Source organism: Moritella sp. 24 (genome assembly GCF_018219155.1).
In the GTDB taxonomy this organism is placed as follows: domain Bacteria; phylum Pseudomonadota; class Gammaproteobacteria; order Enterobacterales; family Moritellaceae; genus Moritella.
This window is the reverse complement of sequence record NZ_CP056123.1, coordinates 4,143,047-4,156,379: the sequence shown is the minus strand read 5'-3', so window position 1 is coordinate 4,156,379 and position 13,333 is coordinate 4,143,047. Positions and strand designations below refer to the sequence as shown.

The following is a 13,333-nucleotide window of genomic DNA, read 5'->3' as shown; positions in this document are numbered from 1 at the left end:
TATATAGCATCATTTAGTCTAGACTTAATTTCGGCCAGCGATCACGCCACCGTCTACGTCCCAAATTGCGCCAGTGACCCAGCTTGATTGATCTGAGAGTAAGAAACAAATGCTATTAGCAATATCTTCAGGCGTACCCACTCGACCAATAGGGTGGAATGCGTTAAAGCTTGCTAGTGTTGCGTCCATATCTTCAGGGCTGATGAATGTTTCATAAATAGGCGTTTTCACTACCGCTGGCGATACAGCATTAACACGAATATTATGCTCTGCTAATTCCATTGCCATGTGTTGTGTTAAGGCATGTAGACCTGCTTTTGCCATAGAATACGCAGAAGAAGGCGTGGCTTTAATCGCTTGCTTACCCCACATTGAGCCGATGTTTACTACGTTGCCACCACCATTACTGATCATTTTTTTGGCAACGGCTTGTGTGATTTTGAACGTCGCTTTGTTTAATTCATGGTATTGATCATAGTCTTGCTCGCTATGCTCGATAAACGGTTTAGGATTAAAGTAACCCGCGGCATTTACAAGGTAACCGATGTTTTTACTTTGCTCGGTGATATGGTCAATAAATTGCGTGACACTGTTGCGATCATATAGATTTAATTGGATGCCTGTCACGTCACCGATTTGACTAAGTTGAGAAACAGCAGCGTCTAGTTTGTCGATATTGTTACCAACAATCGTAACGGGAATATTTTGAGCTGCAAGTTGTTTTGCTGTTTCAAATCCCATGCCACTTGTGCCACCAATGATGAGTGCGATACCTGATTGAGTAAATGTCATTTTCTTTCTCCTAAGATTTTGTATGTGGTAATCTTAGGCGCTAATTCACTTATTAAATAGTAAGTACAAATTGGTTACCTAGGTACTTATTGGTGCATCTTTATGAATAGTAACGAAAAGATATTTGTAAGAAAAACTGCGCCGGAAAATAGCGCAAGAATGGTCGAAAGTATTTATGGCTGTAAATGGTCATTGACTGTCTATCAGCTGTTGTCTCATGACATTAACCGACCGGGTGAAATGGTTCGTAATGTAGAAGGGTTAACGACCAAAGTGCTAAATCAATGTCTAAAACGAAATGTTGAATTCGGTATCTTAGATAAAGTTATCTACAACGAACTTCCGCCGAGAGTGGAATATCATGTGACGACATTTGGGCATAAATTTCTGGGTGTGTTAGCGCAGCTCGATGCTTTACAAGATGAAATTGACAACAAATACGACACGCCTCTTTAATGATGTAAATAAAAGCCTCGTATTGTATTGGGGCTTTGTTGTATCTGGTCTGATCTCATTTGCTAATCCACCCGAATTTAGCGTCGTAGTATCGAATTTTCATAAAAAAAATTTTAATACTACAACTATGTTTATCTCATGTTCAATAAATCGAATGAACCTTAACCGCTTGTGAATAAACGACAATAATTTGATCTCGATGATTTAACATATGTATATTTTCGAATAACATAGTGCGATCATTATTAATAATGCTTGTGATAATTATTATTAATAATAACTATATTTGCGTTTTAACAAGGAATTAAGTGGATGAACAATATAGAGACAGGGCTTAAAAGCCTTAATCGTCGTAAGTTTCTTAAAAGTACCGCGGCTAGTGTTGCTGTTGCAGGGCTTGGTGGTTCAGTACTTGCGAATACTGCGAGTGCATCAGAATTAGACAGTGAGTGGTTCCCGCCTGCACATAATAAACATAGCAAAAAGTTCTGGAACAAGATTCAGAAGCAATTTGTGTTAGACAAAAGAACAACTTATATGAATGTTGGTACAACTGGCTCAATGCCAAAGCATGTACTGGCTGGATTTAACGATAATAATAAAGCAGTGGCTAAATATCCTTGGGATATGGATGAAAGATTCGGTTCTTGGCCTTATATGACTGAGATGGTCGCTGATGTCGCGCCTGGTTTTGGTGCTGATGCACATGAGATTGTATTAAGCCGTAATACGACTGATGGTATATGTTCTATTATCAATGGCCTTCACTTCGAAGAAGGCGATGTGATCCTTACTACGCACCATGAACATATGGCAGCAACAACGCCAATGAATGTCGCTAAACAGCGTTTTGGTGTGAAAATAGTTGAAGTTCAGCTTCCTGTTTATACCGGTTTTGAAAGGGTAACAGAAGAAGATTATGTGGAAGCATTCCGCACCGCACTTAATGAAAACCCGAATGTTCGTCTGATTACTTTTTCTCATATTACTTACAAAACAGGTACGAAACTACCAGCGAAGCGTATTTGTGAGTTAGCGAAGCAGTACGCGGTACCAACACTGGTTGATGGTGCACATTCTATTGGTATGCTTGATTTAGATTTTCACGACATGGATTGTGATTTTTATGCAGGTTCAGGCCATAAATGGCAATGTGGGCCGGGCGCGACGGGTATTTTATACGTGCGTGATAATGCGCAGCGTTTAAATGAATATTGGAGCGATCGTGTTAATCCACTTTGGCCTATTAACGCATCATTATCGCATGCTGATTATCTTTGCGAGCAGATGCAGTATATAGGTAACGATAACTATCCTGCGAAACAAGCCTTGGTTGATAGTTGTTTAATGTGGGATGAGATTGGACGTAAGCGCATTGAAAAACGTGTTTTAGGTTTAGGCTCACTGTGTAAATCATTATTGGCTGAAGAATTACCAAATGCATACATCTTCTCTCCGGATGTAGAAGAACTTGCAAGTGGTTTAACAACGTTTAATCCATTTGAACTTGAAGACAGTGAATTACTTACTGAATTCAGAGATCGTCTTCGTAATCAGTATGGTTATATCATTCGTACAACCAATTTTAAACTGTATAAAGAAGATACCGCTAACAGTTATGCATTAAGAATCTCAACACATCTTTTCCATGATGAAAAAGATGTCAGAGGCTTAGTGGACGCCATTAAGCAATTATACCGAAGAATGTCTTAATAGTGAGGCGTCCAGCGAGACTGGGCGCTCTCTTTAAATCAGAACAGATTATATAGAGTATGTTGATGAAAGTTTCAAAATTTAAACAAACAATAAATAATATTTTCTTCGTGTGTTCATCCATTATGTTTAGTCAAAATGCCTTAGCGATGGATTTAGAAGATATAAAAAAACAAGGTGTGCTACGTCATATTGGTGTGCCTTACGCAAATTTTGTCTCTTATATTCAAAAAGATAACTTTCAATCGTTAAGCGGTTTGGATGTCGATTTAGTTAAGGGCTTTGCGGAGTCTCTGGGTGTTGAATATCAATATGTACCAGCGAAATGGGATAACGCGATAGGCAAATTAACGGGTCAACATGCTCAGTTCAAAAACAATAAAACAGTATTCGGAGACGACTGCGAAATAGAAGGTGACATCATTGCCAATGGGGTCACTATTTTAGAGTGGCGAACTAAACTCGCTGATTTTTCAAATGATTACTTCCCCTCTGCGGTATGGCTTATTGCACGAGCTGATTCAGATTTAAAGCCAATTGAGCCTGCGGGGTCGATTGACAAAGATATTCAGAAAGTAAAACAACTTATCAGTGGCCGAGATGTGTTAGCGATGGAGCATTCTTGTTTAGACCCTAACTTATATAATCTTTATAGCACAGGCGCAAACATCATCTTGCCAGATACAGAGCGCCACCTAAATGAAATGGTGCCAGCAATTCTTAATAAGGATGCTGAAAGTACGTTACTCGATGTTGCTGATACATTGATAGCACTTGAGAAATGGCCTGGTGAAATAAAAGTGATTGGACCGATATCTCAGCATCAAAGAATGGGCGCGGTATTTAGAAAAAACTCACCAGAATTACGCGAAGCATTTAATCAATATTTAGATGGCATAAAAGAAGATGGTAGTTACTTACAGTTGGTTGAAAAGCACTATCCATCAGTGTCTTATTTTTATAGTGATTATTTTAACAATAGCAATAAGTCGGAACGATGATGAAGTTGAAGAAAAAAATATCAAGTAGTCGTTTAATTATTATTGCAGCGGTATTACTTGCCGCCTACTTAATGCTGATTTTAGCCGTGACGAACCTTGGACAAACACGGTTAAAAGAATCACAACAACGTGAGCTTAATCTTAAGGTTCAAAATTACACCAGTACTTTAGAGTACTTTTTTAATGTTACCAATGATGAACTGACTAATCTCGCTGGTGATAAGTCGATGCTGACTTACTTTGCTAATTTAGCATCGGGTATGTCAATGAAGTATGGCTTAGGATCGAGTTTATTTAAGCTTAATAAAGAGCTAACTAACTTGATCGATAATACCGAAATTGACCAACAATCCGTTTATCAACGCTTTGTTTTAATTGGTTATGACGGGACGGTTATTGCCGATACGGATAAAAATAAAAATACTGCATTCGATATGGTGAAACCTCAAGATATGGGGGCTAAAGGATTTATTATTCGCACCCACCAATATGCAGGTGATACCCATATTCAACTGATTAAACTTGTGCACTATGCAGATAAACCCGTTGCATTTTTGGTTGTTGATCTGAATAAGCAAGTTATCGTTGCACAGTTAACGGCTCAGGAACATGAAGACAGCCAGAGTCGCATGGATTTAACCACCGAAGATGGTGATATTTTTATTTGGGATTCTCTCAATAATAAAAAGCCAAGTGATCAACGTAATAAGCTCGCGAATAAAATTTATTTCGAAACGCCAATTGAAAATACACCGTTTAAATTAAGAAGTTGGTTTGAACCCGTTAATGAAAAAGATATTTTCACTTCGGGGTGGTTTATCGCTGGCCTGTCTTTTCTTGCTGTGCCCGTTGTGTTTGGTCTTTTTTATACATTCATGATTAATAATGCAAATATCGTATTAAGAACGAAATTTGAAGAAAGTCATAAGCAACGACGAATGTTGTCTTTACAAAATCAGCTATTAACCGAAGAAGTTGAAAAAAGAAAAATATCAGAGCAAAAACTTGCTCATCAAGCGGCGCATGATGCTTTGACAGGTCTGCCAAATAGAACTTATGGCAACGCTTGTTTAGAAGAAGAGTTAGCGAAGGCTAAAGCAACAAATAGTAATGTACTAGTTATGTTTATGGACCTTGATAACTTTAAGCAGATCAATGATACCTTGGGGCACTTAGCGGGAGATCAGATCTTAATGCAGAGCACTGAGAGGCTATTGGGCTCTGTGCGTAATTCGGATATTTTAGCGCGCTTGGGTGGCGATGAGTTTTTATTCGTTATTCCGGATCTAAAAGGAGTTGATTCTGCAGAGTGCTTAGCAAGAAGAGTATTATCTCTTTTTGATAAACCGTTTGTTTGGGATAACCAAGAATTGTTTATTTCGGGCAGTATCGGTATGTCTATATATCCTCAAGATGGTGATAATGCCCAGCAACTATTAGCGAGTGCTGATACGGCTATGTATCGATCTAAGCAAGATGGCCGTAACACATTTAGTTTTTATCATACCGCGATGAGCACTGATTTACAGCGTACATTAGATTTGGATGGGCGTTTACGTCAAGCGATCGCAAATAATGAATTAGAACTTTATTATCAGCCAATAATGGACTTATCATCCAATAAGATAGTGGGTGCTGAAGCGCTTATGCGTTGGTATGATGATCGGTTTGGATTTGTGTCTCCAGATGAATTTATTCTGCTTGCGGAAAAAAACGGATCAATACACAAACTTGGAGAGTTTGCTATTAATCAAGCTTGTATGCAGGCTGCAAAATGGCAAAAGATCACTCCGCTACATATTTCGATTAACTTTTCGAGCGTGCAATTTAGATATTGTGAACAGTTATTTAAGCTGATTCGTGATGGTTTAATACAGTCAGGTTTACCTGCGGATAAATTGGATATCGAGATCACCGAAAGTTTGTTGTTCAATCATAATGAAGAAGTCGTCACCTTGTTAAATCAGCTACAAGCAATGGGAATACAGCTTTCAATTGATGATTTTGGTACCGGTTATTCTGCGCTGAGTTATTTACAGAAATTCCCCTTTGATCGGCTTAAAATAGACCGCGCATTTTTACAAAATATGCATGAAAATGATTCAGACCGAGAGCTTGTTAATGCGATCATCGCGATGGCAAAAGCATTGAATCTAAAAGTGGTAGCAGAAGGCATTGAAGATCAGTGGCATGCTGATTATTTGAGTTCAATGCATTGTGAATATGGTCAAGGTTATTTTTACAGTAAACCAGTACCAGCTAAAGAGTTTGAAGTGTTGCTGAATAAAGAAAAGGGACTGGTGTAGATAGTTAAGCATCACTTGTTCATGATTGTAATGCATTAAAATCATGATATATACAAGGCTTATAGCGTGTATGTATCATGTATGTGATTGATTTCATAAATTACAAGCAATAATCATTCTTATGTATGTTTATTGTTTGTAAGGCTGGAATATTTATTAATCTAATGTACTCTTGATAAAATTTTAAACAAAATCAATAGTTAACGCTTTTATCAAGGACGCGAACATGTATTTAAAAAGAATACTCTCATTTTTGCTTTTAGCACCACTCTCGTTGAGTCAGCTTCATGCTACAGAGAACATGAGCCCAAGAATTATTAACGGTGAAAAAAGTGATATTGATAGCTGGCCATTTATGGTGGCATTAGTATCTAAACATCGAGAGGTTAATAAAGGCTTATTTTGTGGTGCGAGTTTCTTAGGTGGGCGTTATATATTAACTGCAGCGCACTGTGTCGATAGTAAAGAAAAACTGGATTTGGATGCCGTTATTGGTATTTCTGATTTGACTCAAAATGATGTTACTGAGCACCGATATAGTGTTAAAGAAATTTATGTTCACGAAGATTATAAAAATGTTGAAGATGGCAATGATATTGCGATTATCGAGCTTGAAAAAGAGGCTGCATATACATCTGTTAATTTAGCTGATCAGTATTTACGTAATAACCTTCCCGTTGGCGAGACATTAACGGTGATGGGGTGGGGCGATCAAGATCCTGCTCCTGGTCGAGATTCAACATTATTTAAAAATGAATTATATCAAGTCAATGTACCTTTAGTTAAACAAAGCTTATGTCCTGATTCCGTTAAAAATAACGATAATGCATTCTGTGCAGGGTTCGAGAATGGTGGTTATGATTCTTGCCAAGGTGACAGTGGCGGTCCGATTGTTGTGGCTAGTGGTAATGGTTATGAGCAGCTTGGCGTCGTCAGTTGGGGTCAAGGTTGTGCTGAAGCCGGAAATTATGGTGTTTATACTAATATCAGTCATTTTACTGATTGGATCTCAGCAAAAACACAAGGGTTGAGCTACCGCCAATCAGAATTTGTTGGGACTAAATATCTAGGAACCCATTCACATTCTTTTTCTATCAACAATAATACTGATCAAATAGTGAGAACATCGGGTGTAACGATACAAGGTGTTGGAGCGTTAGTGACGGCGAATACTTGTTCTGAAATTGCGATAAATGAAAGTTGTGCGATTACGGTTAATTACAATGTCGATAAATTAGATGCTGGCGCTGTCTCTGTTAAGGTGCTGACAGATCTTCCACTGACGCCTAGTTTTGATGTCGCATTATCTTATGTTGGGGTTGAAGCTGCTTCTGCAGGTCTTCGTAATATGCTCTCGATTGCTAATACCGAAGTATATGTATCTGAAAATGCATGGGTTAAAAATGGTAGTTCCATTGAAACACCAGTGTTAGGTAACGGTGAATTCGCACAATTAACAATGACAGGTTTAGCGCCGGGAAGTTTGTCTTTCAACGTAAACATATCAACAGAAAAAAATTATGATTATTTTAATATCTATATTAATGGACATTTTTATTTCCGAACAAGTGGTCCAGGTTCGGGTGTAATTACTCTCGGTTTATCAAGAAATAATAATACGGTTGTACTTGAGTACAAGAAGGATGACAATTATTCATACGGTAATGACCGAGTGACAATTAGCAAGGTAACTCATTCAGTCGATGGAAAATCTGATATACCTGATGGACATTCGACGAGTAAAAGTTCAGGCAGTAGTGGTGGTGCGATTAACTGGATTAGCGTACTTTCTTTAGGGTTGTTAGCCTTCGTGAGAAGACGTTCTGTATAAAAGATTCGTTAGTATAAGAACCATCAGCAAGCGATGATTAATGACCCAAATAATACATTTATTTGGGTCATTATATTATTTACAGTTTACAGCTAGCTGTAATATCTAAACGTGGGTTAATCACGCTACTTTCAACACCATAAAATCCCAATAAAGTATGGAATAAATTATCGTGAGAGAACGTATTCTCTTTTGCTTTCTTCATGATACAGCGCTTATCAATCCCTTTTGCATCCGCGTATTGTTGTGGTAACCACATGAAAAATGGCACTTGGGTTTGTTCTTCTGGTGCAAATGAGTAAGGTGTTCCATGCAGGTATAGCCCTTTCTCACCTAATGATTCTCCATGGTCAGAAATATACATTAAGGCAACGTTATAGTCTTTTGAATAACGCTGTAATTTCTTGATTGTTTCGGCAATCACGTAATCGGTATAAGCAATGGTATTATCATAGACATTGACAATTTCTTCATCAGTACAGTTCTCAATATCACTCTGATTACATGATGGCGAAAATAATTCTTTTTGTCGTGGGTACCTTAAAAAATAGGTCGGTCCATGACTGCCAATAACATGCATTGCGATTAATTTGTTTTCTTTCATATTCGCAACTTCATCATCAAATGACTTCAGCATCACTTCATCGTAGCAAGTCGCACCATTACACACATCGGCATGTTTATTCGCATCCATCGTGATTAAGCTAACGCCTTTAGCTACTGACTTATCACCGCCATCATTGTCTTTCCATAACACATCAACGTTGGCATTCGCTAATACATCAAGTACGTTATCTTGGCTGTTGGCGCGGTTTTTATTATAGTCGCGGCGGTCTAGGTTGGAGAACATACAAGGTAACGAATGTGCTGTTGCAGTACCGCAAGACGATACATCTTGAAACGAGATGATGCCCATGTCCTGTGTATAAGGATTAGTATTACGTTCATAACCGTTATAGGCAATGTTCATTGAACGGGCTGTTTCACCGACAATGAGTACCATTAAGTTTGGTTTACCGTTAATTGCGGGTGGTAACGTAGCATCTTCACCTTGGGGTTTATAAGTGAGCTTCTCAGTAAAGACTTCTTTTTTAATGTATTTAAAACTATTAAAAATATGTGCAGGTACGATCATCTTATTGAGATAAGAATTATTACGGCCTACAGATGCGTAATCTTTATAAAAACAAGCTGCGATTAAAACGATTATCGCAATTGCAGATAATACTAACATTAATCTTTTAAAAGCACGTTTTAGCAAAGGCTCTTGGGTTTTGAATCGAATTAAGGCAATTAATATTGCAGGTACAATACCAACAAAAAATAAGTAACTAATTGAGCTTAAATTAACATATGAGACAGCTTCACTGGTATTGGTTTCAATCACATTTTCGATCATGGTGTAGTCAAATAAAACACCGTATTTTAGGGTCGCATAGCAAGCTGCAGCTGAAGATACGAGAACCATAATAAAGAAAGGTTTAGCGAAGTAGGGTATTGCAAATAAAGAGAAAATAATGACAAATGCGCAGCTTAGTAATACCGGGGCTGTGTATACAAATAACCAACTACTTGTATCGGCAGTAATATCGATTAAACGTGAGGTGATAGGAGTGTTGAGTACGAATCCAAAATACAGTGAATACAGCAATATAAACTTAGTCATGCTGATATTAATTTGGAGTTTACGTAATTTATTGACGCTAATACTAAGGTTAGGGGCAATGCGATTGACTTGAGCGTTAAGTATATTTTTCATCGTTATAACATCACAACCATGAACCAAATAAATGCTGCTAAGCATAAGGTAACAAATACAGCGGCAGAACCGATGTCTTTGGCTCGACCACTGAGTATGTGGTGTTCTGTTCCCACTCGGTCTACAACGGCTTCAATCGCCGAGTTTAGTAGTTCTACGATGACGACGAGAACTAACGATGCCACTAGCAGTATTTTTTCGATATTACTCACATCTAATAACAGGGCAATAGGCGTGAAAATGACCAGTAATAGTAATTCTTGTCTGATCGCTGATTCGTATTTAAATGCATCGCGCAATCCTTGGAATGAATACCCTGTAGCTTTAATAATACGGGTCAAACCAGTAAATCCGGGCTTACCGGCGTTAGTTATTACATCACTTTGATTCATTCGCTTACCAATCCTATTTGAGCTAAAATAATTACCTTTATTAGCGCATCATAATAGGACAATATCTTGTACGTTACTGTAAGATACCGTAAGCTACCGTAAGCTACCGTAAGTTATTGTAAGCGATAACATAGTGTAATTATCTATTTATAATCGATATGTTTGGAATGTAAAAGATAAAACAATCGGCTTTTATGATCATCTTAGTAAGATGTACTGCATCTCAAAATTGGCAGTTACAGCAGCGGTTAGTGGTTATAATTGTGTCATAGGCACAGATTTCATGGTTTTGTATTGTGACCTTGCTAGGTGTTCGGTAGTATCCATAGATTAACAACATAAAATATTGGATGAATGACATGAAGAAAACCCTGTTTGCTGCGATCGTGATATCGGTTGCTGGACTATCAGGTTGTGCATCGACGGAGTCTGCACAAAATAATGCTCATAATACCAATGATGTTGAAATCATCGACGAAGCGACGCTGGCAATACAGAAAGTCAAAGCATTAGCTGATCGTGTTGAACAGCAGTATCAATCGGCGAAAGAACAAGACTATGTATACTTTGCACCAGATAGCTGGAAAGACGTAAATTCGTCGGTTAGAACGATGCGTACGCTCGTGACCCAATTTGATCCGAATGATCAAGGTTTTTTTGGTGGCCCTTCAGAAAGTAAAGTTATCGATAAGATTGAATACGCGCAAGAAGCGTTAGATAAAGCTGTGCGTATTAAAGCACTGGTCTCCGAATTTCTAGCGCCGCAATTGGCTGATGTTGCGTATTTATTGCCGCAAGTACATGGCCAATGGCAGAGTGAATTAACGGATATTAATGAAAGTATGGCCGATTTAATTGCTGATATTGAAGATGATGACTCAACCAGTGGTTATGACAAGCGCAGTGCGGCAGTGCAAGCTCGATTATTGCAACTCGAGATCAGGGTTGTGAAAAGTAAGTATTACACACCGTTAGTAAAGAAAATGAAGAAATTGGATCAAGATCTGATCCCACAAACTTATACGCAAATACAGCTAAGCGTAAAACAGCTGAATGATGCGATCATTTTCGCGCCAAGAGAGCATCTCGTTATCGAGAAAATTGTCACGAAAGTTGAAGATGATTTACGCCGTGCTAATAACGTGACAGCTGAAGTACGTTGGATCAACAGTGTCGATCGTTCTGAAAGTGAAAAGATTGCATTACGTTATCGAGATGCGGTTGCTACTGTCGCATTTAATTTATTTTCTGAAGATATTTCGAGCCTGACATATGTTGAGCAAGTGTCGTATTTCGAAGATGCGATCCATAATAAATTGAATCAACAAAAAGCGCTTAACGATGAACAAGCAGCGTTAATTATAACGTTAACAGAGAAAGTGAAAGCGGCTATTATTGAAGATGAAGCCGTAGAGAATGACGCTGTAGAGAGTGAAGTATTAGATGAAGAGACACTCTTGATGGATGTAGATGTTGTGGCTGCTAGTACAGATAGCGATACGGTTAACAGCGTAAGTAAAGAGTAATAAGGTGAAGATTGAGCTGCTTACTCCACATATTGGGGCGTTGATTCATAATGTTGATTTAGCTACATGTGATGATCATACATTTAATATGGTTTATCAAACTTGGCTTAAACATCAAGTCATCTTTATGCGTGAGCAAGTATTTTCACCGCAACAACATTTAGCGATTGCAGCACGTTTTGGGGCGCTAGAATCGGTACATCCTTTTTTTCCTCATGTCGCTAGTGCACCGCAGGTCAGTGTCATTGAAACGGTGAAGGGAAAGCCACCGCTAGAAAGTTTCTGGCATACCGATCATACATGGCGACAGCAACCTTCAAAGGCATCTGTTCTTCATGCTCAGCATGTGCCGACTTGTGGTGGCGATACCATTTGGTGTTCGATGACGGCTATATTTCGTGATTTACCTGAACAAGATAAAGTATTGCTAAGAGCGTTATCTGCGATGCATGCGTTATTTGCATTTGATGGCATTGAATCTAGCGAGATCACCGAGGATTGGCAAAAAGACGTTATTGCAGTGTCAGCAGAAAACCCACCTGTATCTCATCCTGTGATAACGCGGCATCCTGAAACTGGCGAAGAAATATTATTTATTAACGAACAGTTTACTCGTTATATTATCGGTATGAATCGAGATGATAGTAATACGTTATTAGCGAAATTATTTGCCATGGCAAGACAGCCTGAATATCAAGTAAGGTTTAAATGGCAAGCCCATTCATTAGCCATTTGGGACAACCGTTGCACTCAGCATTATGCCGTGATTGATTATGCTGATAACCCGCGTAAGTTACATCGAGTTACTGTCGTTTAGATAGGTTTTGGTGTATGTTTCTGTGACTAATTTCAGCCCTTTTTTTGATGATACAACAACTTGATTCCTGCCCTTGGCCTTCGCTTGATAAAGCGCTTTATCCGCCGCTTCAATAAGTTGCTTTTTATCACTTTTATCTGAAGGGATTGTCGTCGCGACACCAACGCTTACAGTAATGACATCGGCTATTTTTGAATGTTGATGGGCAATGTTCAGTGCTTCAACAGCTTGACGGCATCTATCTGCGACTGTTTCTGGCGTTGCTGTTTCTGCGAGTACGATGGCAAACTCTTCTCCACCGTAGCGGGCCACAAGGTCACCAGTTCGTCGGGGGATGCAATTGAGAATATTGGCGACTTTTTGTAAACATTCGTCCCCCATCGGATGGCCATAGTTATCGTTATATTTTTTAAAAAAATCAATATCAATGAGAATGAAAGTAATGGTTTTTTTATTTCTTATTGCACGCGACCATTCACTACTAAAAACTTCATTTAAAAACCGTCTATTGGCAATGCCTGTGAGCGCATCATAACGAGATAAAAGCTCCAAACGTTTGTTTTTTCTATGCAACGCATTATTTTTCTTTTCATGTTCACGCTGAATCATGACTGATTTACGTGTACTGACTTTAATATAATAAAATATAAATAGGCTTAATAGGAAGCCGATATTAAATACAGCGAAAGGCATATAGTTTATTTTATTATTAATATAGTGAGTCGTTGGTGAGGCGACGA

General features: G+C 38.4%; 11 protein-coding genes. 7 read left to right on the top strand and 4 right to left on the bottom strand.

Annotation, left to right across the window (positions count from 1 at the left end; all coding sequences use genetic code 11):
- Positions 1-24: 24 nt before the first annotated feature.
- A complete protein-coding gene (locus tag HWV00_RS18550) occupies positions 25-792 on the bottom strand; it encodes an SDR family NAD(P)-dependent oxidoreductase (RefSeq protein ID WP_211683706.1) in 768 nt (255 codons plus the stop codon).
- A gap of 102 nt (positions 793-894) precedes the next feature.
- Here HWV00_RS18550 and HWV00_RS18545 point away from each other — a divergent pair, with 102 nt between their 5' ends.
- From HWV00_RS18545 to HWV00_RS18525, 5 genes are all read left to right on the top strand, one after another.
- Entirely contained in the window at positions 895-1,248 is a 354-nt protein-coding gene (locus HWV00_RS18545; protein ID WP_211683705.1) for a helix-turn-helix domain-containing protein, read from the top strand.
- Between the two features lie 312 nt (positions 1,249-1,560).
- Positions 1,561-2,961 (top strand): aminotransferase class V-fold PLP-dependent enzyme, encoded by a 1,401-nt coding sequence (locus tag HWV00_RS18540; RefSeq protein ID WP_211683704.1) that lies wholly within the window; start codon positions 1,561-1,563, stop codon positions 2,959-2,961.
- A gap of 65 nt (positions 2,962-3,026) precedes the next feature.
- Complete coding sequence (locus HWV00_RS18535) at positions 3,027-3,962, top strand: transporter substrate-binding domain-containing protein (protein ID WP_255554813.1); 936 nt, start codon at positions 3,027-3,029, stop codon at positions 3,960-3,962.
- The gene (locus tag HWV00_RS18530) at positions 3,959-6,268 is read left to right on the top strand and encodes a bifunctional diguanylate cyclase/phosphodiesterase (RefSeq protein WP_255554811.1); all 2,310 of its coding nucleotides are present in this window, start codon (positions 3,959-3,961) and stop codon (positions 6,266-6,268) included. The genes HWV00_RS18535 and HWV00_RS18530 overlap by 4 nt, the downstream gene beginning before the upstream one ends.
- A gap of 301 nt (positions 6,269-6,569) precedes the next feature.
- The gene (locus HWV00_RS18525; RefSeq protein WP_255554809.1) at positions 6,570-8,099 is read left to right on the top strand and encodes a serine protease; all 1,530 of its coding nucleotides are present in this window, start codon (positions 6,570-6,572) and stop codon (positions 8,097-8,099) included.
- 79 nt (positions 8,100-8,178) lie between these two features.
- Here the strand turns inward: HWV00_RS18525 and HWV00_RS18520 are convergent, their stop codons facing one another.
- On the bottom strand, positions 8,179-9,858 hold the full coding sequence (locus tag HWV00_RS18520; RefSeq protein WP_255554807.1) for a phosphoethanolamine transferase: 1,680 nt from the start codon (positions 9,856-9,858) through the stop codon (positions 8,179-8,181).
- Positions 9,859-9,860: 2 nt separating this feature from the next.
- Positions 9,861-10,250: a diacylglycerol kinase gene (locus tag HWV00_RS18515; RefSeq protein ID WP_211683701.1), complete on the bottom strand. Its 390-nt coding sequence runs from the start codon at positions 10,248-10,250 to the stop codon at positions 9,861-9,863.
- A 359-nt stretch (positions 10,251-10,609) separates the two neighbouring features.
- On the opposite strand from HWV00_RS18515, the gene HWV00_RS18510 reads away from it, so the two are divergent.
- Both HWV00_RS18510 and HWV00_RS18505 read left to right on the top strand, forming a co-directional pair.
- Positions 10,610-11,776: a hypothetical protein gene (locus tag HWV00_RS18510; protein ID WP_211683700.1), complete on the top strand. Its 1,167-nt coding sequence runs from the start codon at positions 10,610-10,612 to the stop codon at positions 11,774-11,776.
- A gap of 4 nt (positions 11,777-11,780) precedes the next feature.
- Positions 11,781-12,593: a TauD/TfdA family dioxygenase gene (locus HWV00_RS18505; protein WP_211683699.1), complete on the top strand. Its 813-nt coding sequence runs from the start codon at positions 11,781-11,783 to the stop codon at positions 12,591-12,593.
- Here HWV00_RS18505 and HWV00_RS18500 read toward each other — a convergent pair.
- Positions 12,570-13,202: a diguanylate cyclase gene (locus HWV00_RS18500; RefSeq protein WP_211683698.1), complete on the bottom strand. Its 633-nt coding sequence runs from the start codon at positions 13,200-13,202 to the stop codon at positions 12,570-12,572. The genes HWV00_RS18505 and HWV00_RS18500 overlap by 24 nt on opposite strands.
- Positions 13,203-13,333: the final 131 nt, after the last annotated feature.